Origin of the sequence: Mycolicibacterium vinylchloridicum, from assembly GCF_013404075.1 — a bacterium.
In the GTDB taxonomy this organism is placed as follows: domain Bacteria; phylum Actinomycetota; class Actinomycetes; order Mycobacteriales; family Mycobacteriaceae; genus Mycobacterium; species Mycobacterium vinylchloridicum.
Genome location: NZ_JACBJQ010000048.1, coordinates 22,126 through 37,951, shown reverse-complemented (window position 1 = coordinate 37,951; position 15,826 = coordinate 22,126). Strand labels below are relative to the sequence as shown.

Annotated in this window: 10 protein-coding genes and 1 pseudogene; 2 read left to right on the top strand and 9 right to left on the bottom strand. The window is 68.0% G+C overall.

Annotated elements, in window-relative coordinates; translation table 11 throughout:
* Positions 1-281: 281 nt before the first annotated feature.
* Positions 282-596 (top strand): hypothetical protein, encoded by a 315-nt coding sequence (locus HPC46_RS27220; protein ID WP_179475300.1) that lies wholly within the window; start codon positions 282-284, stop codon positions 594-596.
* 323 nt (positions 597-919) lie between these two features.
* A complete protein-coding gene (locus tag HPC46_RS27215) occupies positions 920-3,973 on the top strand; it encodes a serine/threonine-protein kinase (protein WP_179475299.1) in 3,054 nt (1,017 codons plus the stop codon).
* Between the two features lie 3 nt (positions 3,974-3,976).
* On the opposite strand, the gene HPC46_RS27210 is transcribed toward HPC46_RS27215, so the two are convergent.
* The 9 genes and pseudogenes from HPC46_RS27210 to HPC46_RS27170 all read right to left on the bottom strand — a co-directional run bounded on the left by HPC46_RS27210 (position 3,977) and on the right by HPC46_RS27170 (position 15,806).
* Positions 3,977-4,603 carry an FHA domain-containing protein gene (locus tag HPC46_RS27210; RefSeq protein WP_179475298.1) on the bottom strand — a complete coding sequence of 209 codons (627 nt, stop codon included), beginning with the start codon at positions 4,601-4,603 and terminating at the stop codon, positions 3,977-3,979.
* 9 nt (positions 4,604-4,612) lie between these two features.
* Positions 4,613-5,668 (bottom strand): branched-chain amino acid aminotransferase, encoded by a 1,056-nt coding sequence (locus HPC46_RS27205; RefSeq protein ID WP_179475297.1) that lies wholly within the window; start codon positions 5,666-5,668, stop codon positions 4,613-4,615.
* A complete protein-coding gene (locus tag HPC46_RS27200) occupies positions 5,661-7,034 on the bottom strand; it encodes a lyase family protein (RefSeq protein WP_179475296.1) in 1,374 nt (457 codons plus the stop codon). Before HPC46_RS27200 ends, HPC46_RS27205 begins: the two co-directional genes overlap by 8 nt.
* Complete coding sequence (locus tag HPC46_RS27195; protein ID WP_179475295.1) at positions 7,031-8,998, bottom strand: FAD/NAD(P)-binding protein; 1,968 nt, start codon at positions 8,996-8,998, stop codon at positions 7,031-7,033. The genes HPC46_RS27200 and HPC46_RS27195 overlap by 4 nt, the downstream gene beginning before the upstream one ends.
* Positions 8,988-10,031, bottom strand: a complete 1,044-nt coding sequence (gene aroF / locus HPC46_RS27190) for a 3-deoxy-7-phosphoheptulonate synthase (protein ID WP_179475294.1) — start codon at positions 10,029-10,031, stop codon at positions 8,988-8,990. The genes HPC46_RS27195 and aroF overlap by 11 nt, the downstream gene beginning before the upstream one ends.
* 80 nt (positions 10,032-10,111) lie before the next feature.
* Positions 10,112-10,974: pseudogene (locus HPC46_RS27185) on the bottom strand (hypothetical protein).
* 58 nt (positions 10,975-11,032) lie between these two features.
* Positions 11,033-12,367, bottom strand: a complete 1,335-nt coding sequence (locus tag HPC46_RS27180; RefSeq protein WP_179475293.1) for an ATP-grasp domain-containing protein — start codon at positions 12,365-12,367, stop codon at positions 11,033-11,035.
* Positions 12,364-14,109 (bottom strand): MFS transporter, encoded by a 1,746-nt coding sequence (locus HPC46_RS27175; protein ID WP_179475292.1) that lies wholly within the window; start codon positions 14,107-14,109, stop codon positions 12,364-12,366. The genes HPC46_RS27180 and HPC46_RS27175 overlap by 4 nt, the downstream gene beginning before the upstream one ends.
* Complete coding sequence (locus HPC46_RS27170; RefSeq protein WP_179475291.1) at positions 14,106-15,806, bottom strand: class I adenylate-forming enzyme family protein; 1,701 nt, start codon at positions 15,804-15,806, stop codon at positions 14,106-14,108. Before HPC46_RS27170 ends, HPC46_RS27175 begins: the two co-directional genes overlap by 4 nt.
* Positions 15,807-15,826: the final 20 nt, after the last annotated feature.

Sequence of the window (15,826 nt, the reverse complement as noted above, 5' to 3'; positions counted from 1 at the left end):
ATGGGGCATTACGGTGGGACACGAAGACCTCCGGTGTGTGAGTGCTTTCCTAGACAGCTCGCACTTCACTCGGAGGTCTTCGTCATGTCACCACGCCACGCCGTCACCAACGTCCGTGGTCAGTACAGCTAGCGCTCGATATTGACCCTTACCTGGCGGATAGGAATTTCTTTCCTATCGCACGAGTAAGTCTCGCTTCGGGGCGATTACGGCGGAACCGCGAAATCGGGAGCATTTCTTCTCAACAAGCAACAGCGAAACCAACCGAGAAGGAACCCACAATGACCGGATTCAAATACGCAGCGACCGTGATCGGCGCCCTGGCCTTCGTCGCCTTGGCCCCGGCCGTCGCCCACGCACAGCCAATCGACAACACCGGGGGTGGCGGTGGCTGCACCTACACCGACAAGGACGGCTACGACGTCCCGATCGACGACGGCCAGGACGTCTTCGTCGACGGCAAGATCGTGAGCTGCCGCGGCGGAAAGATCGTCATCACCACCGCGCCGGCCAGCACTGGCGGCACGGTCAAGCCCAACAACCCCTCGAAGATCGGAGTGCTCATCGACCTGCCGCGCGCGGCTGCCATCCGCTAACCCAGCACAGTCAACCTTCGGCCCGTCACCAGGGGAGTGGTGGCGGGCCGAACAACTGTGCACGCCCGTGGTTCGGGCAAAGATTGAACCGTCGGCACCCCGAGAACGTGTCTCGCGTAATCGGGGGACCTTCCCGCGCCAACATTGCCCGGCCCAAACTCTGGAGCAATGCCGTAACCCAGTCCACTATGTAACTGCGAGCTTCCCGGGGGCGACTGGATGTGCAGGCGGCGGCTAACACCACATTCGACGTCGGCGAGTTCGCGCTCAGTACTTTTGTAGATCGCGAATCTGACGCATCACATCGGAGGACCATCGGCGATATGGCCGGAGAACGTGTGGAGGGCGGAAAGCCCCCGGCTGAGGGGATTGCTGCCGAGCTGGTAGCCGCGGGCTTCCTGGACGCAGTGGAAGTCGGCCGCGGCGGCGCGGGCATCGTCTACCGCTGCCACCAGACCTCGCTCGCGCGCATCGTCGCCATCAAGGTGCTGATGTCCGATCTCGACCAGGACAACCGCGAGCGCTTCCTGCGTGAGGGCCTGGCGATGGGCAAGCTCTCCGGCCACCCGAACATCGAGAACATCCTGCAGGTCGGCGTCACCGACACCAACCGGCCCTACATCGTGATGCCCTATCACGAGGCCGGGTCGCTGGCCCAGCGGCTGCATCGGGTCGGCCGGATCGCCTGGCCGGACGCCCTGCGGATGGCGATCAAGCTGTGCGGTGCATTGGAGACCGCGCACCGGACCGGCACGTTGCACCGTGACATCAAGCCCGGGAACGTGCTCGTCAACGACTACGGCGAACCGCAATTGAGCGATTTCGGCATCGCCCGGATCGTCGGCGGATACGAAACCGCGACCGGCTTCTTCACCGGGACCATCGCCTTCACCGCGCCCGAAGTGCTGTCCGGAAACCCACCGACCGCCGTGTCCGACGTGTATTCGCTCGGCGCCACGATCTACGCCCTGATCGCCGGCGCCGCCGCGCACGAGCGCAAGGACGGCGAGGATCTCGTCGCGCACTACCTGCGGATCAGCTCGACGCCCGTGCCTGACATGCGTCCGCAGGGAATCCCGGCCGACGTGTGTGCCGCCATCGAGAAGGCGATGTCGCTCGATCCGGCCGAACGGCACCCTACGGCGGCCGAGTTCGGCCGCGAACTGCAGTCGGCGCAGCGTCACAACGGGTTGATCGTCGATCAGATGGTCCTCAGCGAGGCCGCCGGTCCTTCAGCCCAGCCCGAGACCGCGGCGATCCAGTTCGCGACGCAGACCGACATGTCCGAAGCGGCGTCCTTCATGGGCGCTCCGCCGGCGGCGCCCCCGCCTCCGCCGCCGGTTTCGCCCAGCCTGACCGGGCCGGTCTCGCCGATTCCGGGTGGGCCGATCTCGCCGATTCCGCCCGGCCCCATTCCCCCGGGCGGGTTCGGACCGCCGTCCCCGCAGTCCGACGGGCCGACCAGCATCATCAAGAAGAAGACGCAGGATCGCCGATCCCTGCTGTTGATCGGGGCCGCGGCGATCGTGGCGCTGCTGTTGGTGGCCGGCGTCATCTACTTCGTGTCCGCACCCGACAAGGGCGCCGGCGGCGGCTCGGGCACCACGACCGTCGCGAGCCAGCCGACCACCGAGGTGCAGGCCGGCTGGAAGCCGATCACCAACGCGCGCGTCGCCCGCGAGGCGACGGCGACCACTCAGGCCGACGGCACCATCTGGATCTTCGGCGGGCTGGAAAGCGACGGCAGCGTCAGCGGACGCCACGAGGGTTACGACCCGGCGATCGACAGCTGGAAGGGCGGCGACGAGCTCCCGGTTCCGGTTCAGCACGCGATGGCGGTGACCTGGCAGGGCACCCCGTGCGTGCTGGGCGGCTGGCGGGCCGACGGCGCCAACACCCAGGTCGCGACCGACAAGGTGTGGCGGGTCGTCAACAGCCGCTGGGTGGAACTGCCGCCCCTGTTGCAGCCCCGCGCGGCGGCCGCCGCCGCGGTGATCGGGGGCCGCATCGTGGTCACCGGCGGCGTCGACGCCAACGGCAAGCTCCTCAACACCACCGAAGTCTTCGACGGCACCACCTGGAAGCTCGGTGCCCAAATGCCAACGCCGCGAAAGATGTTCGGCGCCGCGGCGGATGACCGACTGATGTACACCGTCGGTGGCAGCGACGGGACCACAGACCTTCCGACGGTCGAGGCCTACGACCCCGGCGCCGATTCCTGGACGTCGTTGCCCGCCCTGTCCGAACCGCGCAGCGACCTCGGCGTCGCGATCGCCGATGCTCGGCTGGTCGCCGTCGGAGGGCTCTCCAGAGGGCAAGTGCTCAAGACCGTTTCGGTGATGGATCTCTCGGCGAAGAGCTGGGCCGGTCTGCCGGACATGGGTACGCCGCGCCACGGCATGGCCGTTGCCGCGGTGGAGAAGTCGGTCTACGTGATCGGCGGGGCGACCGACCCCGGGAACAACCAGGTGACGTCGACGGCGGAGACGCTGAAGCTGGCGCCGCGAAAGCTTCAGCCCGCGTCGGCCTGGCGCGCGCTGCCGGATGCGCCGACGCCGCGGCTGATGATGGCGTGGACGGTGCTCGACGACAAGATCTACATCGCCGGCGGGATGACTCACGGCGACACCCTGCAGCTGGTCCAGAGCTACGACCCGCAGACCCGGGCGTGGCAGGCCCAACCGCCGCTGCCGGTCCCGCTGCACCACGCCACCGCCACGACGTACCGCGGCGAAATGGTCGTCATCGGCGGCGCCAGCGACGAACTCGCGAACGCGTCGAACAAGGTCTATGCGCTGCGGGGCAGTACGTGGGTGGAGCTACCCAGCCTCACCCACGCCCGGGCGGCATCCGCGGCAGCGGTCGTCGGCGACAAGCTGGTGGTCACCGGTGGGCAGAACGCCAAGCAACTGGTCGCGCAGACCGAGGTGTTCGACGGCCAGTCCTGGAAGGACGCGGCCGACTTGCCGACGCCGCGCGAACATCTGGCCGCGGTGTCGGACGGGACCTACGTGTACGCGATCGGCGGCCGGTTCCTCTCGGCAGACAAGAACTCGGCGGCATTCGAGCGTTTCGATCCGCAGTCCGGGCAGTGGACCAAGCTGGTGGACATGCCGACTCCGCGCGGTAGCTACGGCGCTGCATTCATCGATGGCCGGATCGTCGCCCTCGGTGGTGAGGAGCCGACCCAGGTGCTGACCACCGCGGAGATGTACGACATCGCCGAGGGTAAGTGGATTGCGCTGCCGCCGATGCCGACCGCCCGGCACGGTGAAGTGGTCGCCGCGGTGGGCAACACCGTGTACGCGATCGGCGGTGCGAACCGTCCGACGCACGAAGGGGCGGTCGCGACGGTCGAGGCGCTGGACTTCTCCTAGTGCCTAGCTTTCGGCAGAACCATTGTCGCGCAACATGTTCAGTGTGATAGCGCCACGCCTAATGGCCTCATTGGCAAGCCGTACCCGGCGCTCGCCTTCCGGTGGGATCCCGAATTTGTCGTAGAGGTTCTGCAGGTGCTGTTTGATCGCGGCCTCGGTGACGAACAGCTCCTGGGCCATCTGTTTGACCGAGACCGCCTCCGGGAAGGGATCACCGGACACCAGCGGGCGGCACAGCACGACGAGGACCTCGAGTTCGCGCCGGGTCAGGCGTGGCGGCGGCTGCGCCGGGGCGACGGCCACCGTCGCTTCACCGACGGTGGCCTCGTCGGTGCCCCGCACTTCCCAGAAGACCAACTTGGACTTGCCGATCCGCAACTCGTCGCCTGAGCGCAGGACGCGCTCGGCAGAGATCTTCTCCCCGTTGATGTAGGTGCCATTGCGGCTGCCCACATCCCGGATGGACCATGCGTATCCGTGGTTCTCCAATACGGCGTGCAGACGCGAGACCGTTGAGTCGTGGTCGAGTGACACCACATTGGACGAGGACTTGCCGACCGTCACTCGCTCGGTGCCGAGTGGGATCAGCTGCCGTCCGGAGGGTTTCCAGACTTCCAGGTGGGAAGGCATGTCGACAGCTTATTCGTCGGCGTCGACGAGCTGCATCCAGCCGAACTCGTCCGGAGCGTCGCCGTAGTGAATGTCCAGCATGGCCTCACGCAACCGCGAGGTGACGGGGCCCGCGACGCCGTCGCCGACCTGCCACTCCCGTTGAGCCGAGGCCACGTGCCCGACCGGCACGATCGACCGGAAGGTGCCCGAGACGAACGTCTCGGTGATGCGCCCGTCGGCGCAGCTCTGCTCCCATTCGTCGACCGTGAGCGGTTCCGTGGAGACCGGATAGCCCAGCGACAGCGCCAGCTGCAGGACCGAGTCGCGGGTGATGCCCGGCAGCAGAGTTCCGCTCAGGGGCGGGGTGCGCAGGCAGGGGCCGTCCAATGTCGATTCCACGAAGAACAGGTTGGAACTGCCGGCTTCCTCGACGTAGCTGCGCTCGGCGGCGTCGAGCCAGACGACGTCGTCGCAGTCGTTGGCCGCGGCACGTCGCTGCGCCACGTAGGTCCCGCCGTAGTTGCCGCCGCACTTGGCTTCCCCGGTACCGCCCTGTGCCGCGCGGACGTGGTCGGTGGCGATCCACAGCCGCAACGGTTTCGGCTCTGCGGTGGACGCCGGCCGTAACGGTGTCGCGATCACGATGAACAGGTACTCCTCGGCGGGGCGGTTGCCCAGGCCGGTCTCGGCCGCAATCATGAACGGCCGCAGGTACAAATTGTGTCCACGGGTGCGGGGAACCCAGGCCGCGTCAAGTCGTACCAGCGTCTCGACCGCTGCGACGAAGTCGGCGACGGGCAAGGTGGGCATGGCCATGCGGCGTGCCGAGTTGTTGAACCGGCGGGCGTGATCAGCCGGCCGGAACACTGCGCGCTGGCCGCCGGCGCGCCAAAACGCTTTCATCCCTTCGAAGATCGTCTGCCCGTAGTGCAACGCCATGGTGGCCGGGTGCATCGCGATCGGGGTGAGCGGGCCGACCTCAGGCTCGTGCCAACCCTCCTGTGCCGTCCATCGCATGGTCACCATGTGATCGGTGAAGACGTCGCCGAAGCCCGGTGTGGCAAGCGCGGCAATCCTATTCATGCGAACTCTCCTTGAAGTGTTTGAGCGCGCGGTCGACCAGCGGGCCCGAGATCCCGGTGTAGCCGGCCGGATCGAACAGTCCTGTCATGTCGGGGGCGGTCACGCCGGCCTCCTGCAGGGCTTCGGCGAGCAGGTCGGCGACTTCGGCGCCGGTCCGCTCGGCGGAGGCAGTGACCTGGGCCAGTAAGCGTTTGGCGTTGCCCTTGCCGAGCAAGGGCGCCAGCACCGCGTTGACGCGTTCGGCGACGATGGCGCCGCGGGTCATTCGCAGGTTCGCGGCCATCTGCTCGGGGACCACCTGAAGCGTGTCGGTCAGGCGCACCGCGTTGGCGGCCGCGCCGGCGGCGATGCGCAGGCACTCCCGCAGCGGCTGCCACTCGGCATGCCACCCGCCGGAGGACCGTTCGTCCTCGGATGCCATCGAACTGAACAGCACCGTGGCGATCGGCGGGAGCTGGCGGGCCGCGGTCGCGACGAGGGTCGCGAAGACGGGGTTGTGCTTCTGCGGCATGGCCGAGGACGCGCCCCGGCCAGGTGCCTGCTCCTCGGTGACTTCGCCGATCTCGGTGCGGCTCAAGACCAGGATGTCGGCGGCCAGCTTGCCGAGTGCGCCGGTGGTGATCATCAGGCTCGCGGCGACGTCGGCCAGGGGGGTGCGGATCTGGTGCCAGGGCAGCACGGGTTCGGCCAGCCCGAGGTGACTGGCCACCAACGCCGGTAGACGCAACGTCGCCTCGGTCGTCTCGTGGCCGTATGCGTGATACGCCGCAAGCGTGCCCGCGGCGCCGCCGATGGAGACCGGGAGTGTCGTACGGGCCTGCAGCACCCGCTGCGCGGCGTCGATCACCAGATGCAGCCAGGTCGCGGCCTTCAACCCGAAGGTGACGGGTACGGCGTGCTGGGTCAGCGTGCGTCCGGCCATCGGGGTATCCCGGTGTTTTTCGGCGAGTCCGGCCAGGGCGTCCGCACACGTCAGCAGGTCGTCGACGATGCGGTCCAGCGTCGCCGCGCACAGCAGGGCCAGGGCGGTGTCCAGGATGTCCTGGCTGGTGCTGCCGCGGTGTACGTATTCGGCGGCCGATGGGTCGACGGTCCGAACCGCGTGGGTGAGCTGCTCGACGAACGCGACGACGGGGTTTGCCGTCTCGCGGACCCCGGCAGCCACCGCTGCGGGATCGATGTGCGCAGGCACGGCGGCGGCTCTGATGGCCACCGCCGCGCCCGCCGGGATCACGCCCAATTCGGCCTGTGCTTCGGCCAGTGCGACTTCGGTCGCGAGCATGGCGCGCAGCACGGCGTCGTCGTCCACCAGCTCGGCCGCTCCTGTTGCCGCCCATGCGGGGGCCAGGATTCCGTAGTCGGTCATGCTGATCGCTCCGTCAGGTGGTCGGTCGCCATGCGCAGGGTGGACCGGGCGATGGCGTCCGCGTCACCGAGTATCACGGAGTTGACGCCGGGCCGGATGCCCGCCGCCGTCACCCAATGCACCGACTCGGTGGGCACACCGAACGCGAACCGCCGTGGATGGGCACGATCGTGCGCGTCGAGCAGGTGGTAGGGACGCCGGGTGACCGCGACACCACCGGAGACCCAGTGCCCGCCGCCGCGGATGGGAATGCGGTGCGGCCGGCACTCGCCTCTCTCGAGCAGCGTGCGCAGCAGCGGATCGGCGGTGCGGTGCAGGTCCGTTTCCGGCAGCCGCGCCTCGATCAGCGTCGCTGCCCGCACGGTGAGGTCCGGGCAGATGCCGGAGTGCGCGACGAATTCGCCGTTGTCGCAGTCGACGTGCATGTCCGGGCCGAGAACCTCGAGCACGCCGGCGTCCATCAGGGCGCAGAACTGCTCGATGCGTTCGGCGGGCGGCCCGATCGACAGGAACGCGTTCAGCGGCATATACCAGCGCTGCAGCTCGTCGCGGTACGAATCCCCGGACAGGCCACCGTGATCCACCAGCAAGCGGATCTCGTTGCGCAGGTCGCGCAGGACATCCATGGCGGCCTTGCGGGGGCCGGTCACGTTACCCTTGTCGGCCTCGCGGACTTCGTCGTCGAGGTAGCGTCGCAGCCAGCCGCGGAACTGCGTCGTCGAGGACACGTCGGCGTCGGTGTACGGCCTCGCGATGTGGCGCCAATCCCAACGATTTTCGGGATCGATGTCGAACTTGGCGAGCACGGTGCGCTGGGCTTCGCTCTCCTCGACGGCCAGTGGGTCACCGAAGATCGGCACCAATGCCGGCTCCGCGGTAGCGAACAATGTGGTGAATTCGTCTGCGTCGCAGACACATCGACGCTCCCGCACCAGAGTCGCGTAGTACAACGTGCGGACTTCCTGGTCGATCAGCGGCCAGATGTCGCGGCGAAAATCCACCGGCGCACCGGCGTCGGCGCGGGCCCGCAACCGCTCGATCACCTCGGGGGTCACGTAGCGGGCCGTGTGGCGGCCGAATGATCCCTTCTGGTTCTTGCCGCGGGCGTGGTAGGGCACGCCGCGTCGCGACCCCACCACCAGGTGCGGCTCCCGGCCGGATGCAACGTAGGTGAGGGTGTCGTCCGCACTGCGCACGAAGGTACCGCCGCGGCCGATGGTGAACAGCGCCATGTAGTCGAAGAAGTTAAGGCCCATCCCTCGCAGGATCACCGGCTCGCCCGCCGGGATGGCGTCCAGCATCACGTCGGCCGGATTGTTCGGCGGGATGTAGCGGACGTCGTGGCGCAGCGCGTACTCACGCAGAGCTGTCTCGGTCTCGCCGAGGTGGTGGGGCTGGTGACCGAGAGCGAGCACCACGGACTGCAGGCTCTTGATGATCTCGCCGGTGTGTAACACCACCTCCTGCAAGCCATCCGGTGCGTCACGAACGTCGACCGCCATGGCCTGGTGGGACACGAAGCTGACGGCCGGGAGCGCGCTCCAGATGATGCGGTCACGTGCCCACTGCAGGTAGCTGCCGTAGAACGGCCGCGACGGATAGTCATCCGGCCCGAGCGTAAGCGCCTCGGCCCGAACGGCTTCCGGGACACTCGGGGCTCCGACCAACGCGATCGAACGGGCCCATTCGTAGAGGCTCGGCCCCGCCACGACCGGCCCGTCGCAGTCCACGGTGTCGTCGACGAACACCGTTACCTGGCAGGCGACGGTGTTCATCAGCAGCACCCGGTCCTGCGTGCTTCGCCACACCTGGCCGCCGTCGAACACATGCGGGTCGATCAGGTGGATGACGAGTTCCTGGCCGTGCGCCAGAAGCGAATCCGCATTGGCGCACAGGCGTTCGGCGACCGACAGGCCACGCGGGCCGAGGCCGACGATCGCCGTGTGCAGTTGCTTAGTGAACACCTGGTGCTCCGCTCATGGTGCGGCCGAGTGCGGCGGCCACGGGAGTGAGCCGGGCCATCACGTCGGCGAATTCGTAAGGCAGCAGTGCCTGCTTGCCGTCGCACAGGGCCTGCTCCGGCGCGACGTGGACGTCGATGATCAGCGCGTCAGCGCCGGCCGCGATCGCGGCCAGTGACAGCGGTGCCACCAGATCGGGGTGGCCACCGGAATGGCTGGGGTCCACCATGACCGGCAGGTGGGTGCGCTGCTTCCACAGCGCGACCGCGGTGAGGTCGAGGGTGAACCGCGCTGACGGCTCGAAGGTGCGAATTCCGCGCTCGCACAACACAACCTGGTCATTACCCTCAAGCAACAGGTATTCGGCGGCGGCCAGCGTCTCTTCCACCGTGCAGCCGAAGCCGCGCTTGAGCACCACCGGCAGGCCGCTCTGGCCTGCGGCGGTCAGCAGCGCGAAGTTCTGCATGTTGCGCGCGCCGATCTGCAAGGCGTCGACCACTCCGGACAGCCGCTTGACGTGCTCGGGGTCGATCACCTCGGTGACGACGGGCAGGCCGGTCAGTTCGCGGGCCTCGGCCAGCAGGTCGAGGCCGTCCCACTGCAGGCCCTGGAACGAATGCGGTGATGTGCGGGGTTTGAACACACCGCCCCGTAGGCCGGCGGCGCCTTCAGCGGCGACGACGGCCGCGGTGGCCAGCGTCTGCTCGCGCGATTCGACCGCGCACGGGCCGGCGATCACCGCGACGGAGCCGTCGCCGATCGTCGTCGGACCGAACGAGACCTGCGTGCCGCTGGGGCGCAGCTCCTTGCGGCCCAGCGGAGCCTCGTTGTGGCGTGCCACCATGTGCGTCGGCGCGGGCAGATCTAGGAGATATGCGGTGTCGATGAGCTCGGTATCGGACGCCGAGAGGACGTGCGACTCACCGAGGCGGTACAACTCGGCGGGGGAGCCGCCGGCTTCGAAGTGCTGGATCCATCCCTCGACGCCGGCGCGCGTGATGCTCTCGTCGAAGACGAGCAAGGTGTCTGTGGTCATGTCTCAAATGCTCTTTGACCAGGGCCGTTGGCGTAATCGCCCACGCGACCAGAAAATTCCATGCGCGGGGATAGGTTTTTCTAGCTTCGGGGCAAGGGCGCGATCTGACGCAATGACCATGCCCGCCGGGTCTTCTCGATGACCTCGGCGGGTCGATGCCCGGCGACCACCCGGATGTGCCACCACCCCGCGTCGCGAATGTAGTCGGAGCGGGTGAGGTCGTTGGTGTAGGTGTCGCGGCTGGTGCGGTGGTGTTCGCCGTCGTACTCGACGGCGATCATCAGCTCCTCCCACCCCATGTCGAGGAAGTAGCGCGCGCGGCCGTTGGCGCCGAGCACCGGGATCTGGGTGCGCGGTCTGGGAAAGCCTGCGTCCATCAGCAACAGGCGCAAACAGGTCTCTATTGGTGATAGCGCGCCGGCATCTATCAGAGTGAGGACCTTAGGACCCTGCGGACGCCGCCGAGCCCTGGGTGGTTCGCCGTCACGTCCAGTACGTCGTCGATGGCGAAATGTGCGGCGTTGGCGAGCGCGTCTAAGCGAGCCACCGCCTGGCTGATGCTCCCGCGCCGGGCGAGGTCGAATGCCGTGCGCTGCAATGTGGTCACCGCCAGCCCACGCCGGGTGGTACGCACTTCGTCGTCGAGCAGAGTCTCGTCGTGGGCGACGATGCCATGTGGTGACTTGTTGTTGGGGTAGTTCAGTTCGATCGGTGCTTGTACGTCAACCCATTTGGCCCCATACAGCGCCGAGGCCGCTACTCCGGTCACAACTGCGCGCCGGCGCGACCAGAGAAACGCCGCGAATGCCTTGTCCTCAACGGAGAGGGGAACGCCTCTACCGGCATACACATCGGGGAAGAGCCGCTGGTAATGCGCCCGAAGCTGGTACTTCGTCACCTCACCCGCGGCGACAGCTTCGGTGCCGATGAACACGCGGTGCATCAGCCAGAGTGTTGTGGAGACTGCAGATTCGGGTGTACCTCCATCCACAGCGATCCGTTCAGACCTCAGAGCGAGGATTCTCCAGATTCTTCGCGCTAGGTTCTGAATGGATGCGGATGGCCGCACGCACGCGCGCCTCGATCTCGTCCAGGTCGGCGAGCGTCGGGGCGTCGATGAAGAAGGTGACCGCCCGGTCGTCGGAGCTACGGATGGGGCCCAGCTCGGTGCCGATGGCCTCGTAGACGAACACCGCGCGCAGCGCCGCTGGGGCATGAGCGGGCAGTGCGGGCAGATCAGGCCAGGGATTGCCGTCGTCGACCCACCGGGCTTCGATGCCGGGCCAGTCGACATCGACGCCGACGAGTGTCCCGGGCTCGTGCGCGACGTACACCTGACGGGCGAAGCGCCGCGCCGCGGGATAGTCGGCAGGCTCGCCGAGCGCGATCCGCAGGATCTCGGGCTCCATCCGCCAGCCCGTCGCGAGCCGGTACAAGACCATGATCCCGTCGCCGGGCGTGCGGGCGGCCACTTCCATCAGGCGGGCCTCGCCGTGCTCGTCGAGGCGCCACTCGGCGTGCGTGATGCCGTTCTCGACACCGAGGCGCTCGAGCATCTCGATGTTGGCCCGCTGCACCGCATCCCAGGCGTCGCCCCGCGGGGCGGGCACGGTGTGAGCCATCTCGACGAAGTATTGCGAGTCGACGTCATTGGTCTCCTTGCGGGTGACCGACGAGAACAGCGTCTTACCGTCCTGGGTCAGGCTCTCCACCGAGTACTCCTGCCCGGTGATCATCTGCTCGACGAGGATCGTCTCCTCGGCCGGGTACTGCTCCAGTTGCGCGGCCAACTCGGCATGGTCGTGCACCATCTGCACGCCTTCGCTCGAGTGCCGGGTGGCCGGCTTGACGACCGCGGGGAAGGGGACCGCCCCACGGTCGGCATCGCGTGACCCGGGCGGGATCAGCGCGGAGACTGGGCTGAGATCGGGGAGATACCAGCGCTGCAGGAACTTGTTGCGGCAGGCGCGCGCCGCCCGCAGCCCCGGGAACGGCAGGCCGAAGAAGTCGGCGATCAGGCCCGTCGGCTCGACCAGCGTCTCCCCGACGGCGTAGACCCCGACGACGTCGTACTGGTTGCGCCAGCGTTCCGCGTGCTCGATGACCCCGGGAAGGTAGGAGCCTTCGCTCGCGACCGACCCGTCGACGAAGGCGATCTCGTCGATCATCGAGGCGGGGTGGGCGCCATCCTCACCGTGGGCCGCCGCATACGCGCGAGAAATGGCTCCGGTGAGCACCAGGACCGTGAGGTCTCGCCGACGCAGTTCCTCGATGTAAATGGAATCTCGGCAGACGACGGGCAAGTAGCCGGTGAGGATAAAGGCGCGGGGTTTCATGATGCATTCCTTTCTGAGCCGGCCGCGACGGGGATTCGTACGGTCGGTGAACTCGACGGCGGGCCGGCGATGACGGCTTGCGGGGTATTGGCTTCCAGCCGCAGGATCCGGCTGCCGATTCGCACCGACATTCCGGGCAGCCAGACGATCGGCTTCCACGGCGTGATCCGGGTCCACTTCGTCTTCCCGGCGGGCCGGATGGCAACGCCGTTTCTCGACTCGCGGTCGATGATGTACACCCGGCCGCCGATGCTGCGAATCTCCAAGTGCGCCCGCGACATTCCGTTGGAGCGGGCGTCGATCCGGATGGGCCGCAGTCCCCGCCGCACCGCATCGCAACCGTGCGGGTCGCGTCCGACGACGCAATCCCGGTCCAGGATGAAGCGCGAAGCATCGTCGAGGACAACGCTTTCGAGATTGCGCTGAATCTGAACCGTCGTCTGCGGCATCAACCGGGCCGGCGGGCGGACGGCGAACGGGGCGCTCGCCAGTACCACGGTCGCCGGTTCGACTGCGCGCTCCGATTCGACGGGGAAGGGCCGGCTGCGGATCGCCCAGTGCACGATCGGCACGGTCGCCAGGCCCGCGGCGGTGAGTATCCCGCCGAGCATCAGCCAGCCCACCTGGCCGATCCCCAGGCACAGGAAGCCGAGCACCGCCGGCGCCACCGCGAACGCGGCGCCCAGGCCCATATCCTGCAGACCCACGTACTCGCTCTGTGCGTGCGCGGGCGCCAGCTCGAAGCTCAGCGCGAACACCGCTGCCGCATGGCACATTTCGCCCACCGAATGGACAGCCACCGCCGCCAGCAAGACGGCGGCGGAGGCCCACGCCGGCAGACCGGATGAGACCGCCACACCGCCGCACGCGACGAGGAACACCAGCCCCGCGACACGCATGGCCGCAGCACCCTGGCGGACGGTGTTGACCTTCTTGCCAACCCAGACCTGCAGGGCCACCACCCCGATCGTGTTGACGAGCAGCACGGCGCCGACCATCCAGCGCGGCGCGTTGGTTTCCGTGGCGATCCAGAGCGGCAGGGCGAACGTGATGACCGCGTACTGCAGGCTCATCACCCCGTTGAGAATCGTGTACGCGATGAACGGCTTGTCGCGCAACGCCACCCCGGGCCGTGTGCCGGGCGGAGCAGGCAACGGCTCGAAGTAGGGGAGCAGTGCGGTCACCAACGCACCGACGAGGAAGGTCGCGGCGTTGGCGATGAACAGCACCTGATAGGCGGCCAGGGTGTGCAGGGTCAGCGCCAGTCCGCCGATGGCGGCGCCGATGCCCACGCCGGCGTTCTCGATGGCCCGCAGCTGGGAGCGGTAGGCCGCCGCACCTTCCCCGCCGACCCGGCGGATCAGGCCGCCGCGCGATGCTCGCGACGCTGCCGTCGCGAGCATCTCGACGACCGTCACCACGACGAACATCCAGATGTGGGTGACGAAGACGTAGGCCACCATCGTCGCCGCGAGCACCACCAGGCTCAGCGCCGCCACCCCGCGGGGGCCGCGGCGGTCGGCCAGGTGACCCATCGGCACGCCGGCGAACAGGCCGATCAGTCCGGCCACGGCCAGCCACAGGCCGACCTCGGTGACCGAAAGCCCAAGTCCCTCGGTGAAATACAGAACCGACGACGTCATGAACATGCCGGTGCCGATGTTGTAGATCCCGGTGCCCAGGCCCAGGCGGCGACGCGCACCGGGCTCGGGGACCAGGGTTTTCAGCCACGTCCCGATCATGCGACTGCGCTGTCGGGCTGGTCGGTGATGAACGCGGCGATCGCCCGGTTGAACGGGCGCGAGCACAACGACAGATCGCTGTAGCGTTCCCGCAGTTCGCGTTTGAGCACCTTGCCGGTCACGCCCACCGGGAAGTCCCCGGGCTTGACGGCGATGTCGAGGACGGCGATGCGGGGATGGCCCGCGCTCGCCAGCACCTCGTTGGCCTGCGCCAGCAGCCGTGCGGCCTCGGCGGGCGGCACGTCGGTGATCATGACGGCGACCGGAACCACGCGCTCGCCGTGACGGCCGGCGACGACGGCGCAATCGGTGATCGCGCTGATCTCGCTGAGCAGCACCTCCTCCATGAGTACCGAATAGCCGGTGCCCTGGGCAGTTTCGATGGCGTCCTTGGTCCGGTCGACCACGAAGATGTTGCCGTCGGAATCCTGGAACACGAAGTCCCCGGTCAGCCAGTAGCCGCCGAGCTTCGAGCGGTAGGTGGTGTCGGAGTCGTTCCAGTACCCGGCGGTGATCGACGGGCCCCTGGCGCCGAAGAAGCCGACCTCACCGACCGCGGCCTTGCTGCCGTCGGGCCGCAGGACCGCGACCTCGGCGACGGGATCGGGCTTGCCGACGCGGCGGTCCGAGCGCTCGGATGCCAGCGTGCGGGGCTGAACCACCAGGCCCCAGCCGAGCTCGGTCGTGCCGAAGCGGTCGTAGAAGGTCGACGGTTCCTGGTCGGCGCTGCGCTTGGCCAGGATCGCGTCGATGTGAGCGCCGTGGATGGCATCGCCCATGTTCACCCAGTAGTCGACGGAATCGACCGTGCCGGGCACTGTTTCGAGTGCAGCCAGCTCGGAGTAGGCGTGGGCGAAGGCCATGACGCCCTTCGGGCGGTGCAGGTGCACCGCTGCGGCCAGCTCCGCACCGGTCGGGTCGTACAACGACACCAGCGGGGTGCCGGCGAGGATCGAGTACGCGGTGTACACGATGCACCCGAGATGCGACTGCGGCTGGGCGGTCATCATCCGCTCGTGGGCGGGCTCGATGTAGTTCTCCAGGCGGAAACGCGGCCCGGCGACGCTGGACGCGTGAGTCTGGGTGACCGCCTTCGGGATTCCGGTCGTCCCCGACGAATGCATGATCGACACCGGGTCTTCGCCGGCGTGCTTGAAACGCCAGGCGTCGGGCAGCGTGGCCGCGGGCGGCGCGGGCACGTCCTCGGCGAGCTGGACCCAGCGCAGGCCGTCGAGCGAACCGACGCCGTGGCTGATCGCAGCAAGCCGTGTCCGGTCGGTGTAGATCCCCACCGGTGTTGTGCGCTCGCACAATCCGAGGGCGAGCGCCGGCGATGCCTTGCTGTTGATCAGCACGCCGATGGCGCCCAGCTGGGCGAGAGCGTTGAGGTGGATCGTGTAGGCGAAGGTGTCCGCCATGTACAGGGCCACCCGGTCGCGCGGCCCCACACCCTGCTCGTGGTACCAGACCGACCAGCTCTGGACCAGCGCATCGAGCTGGGCGAGGGTGAACTCGGTCTGCTCCTCGCTCGCGGTGTTGATCACCGGCCGGCCGGTGCGGATGAACGGGATGTGCGGATCGGGGTGTACGGCCATGGCCGTTGCGATCAGGTTGCCGCCGCCGAGCTCGGGCAGTGCCGCGAGGTGGGAACGCTGTTCGGGCGTCAGCAGTGCGGTGGTGGCGAAGGACGTGGACATCGGTGAAACTCCTTGTTGTC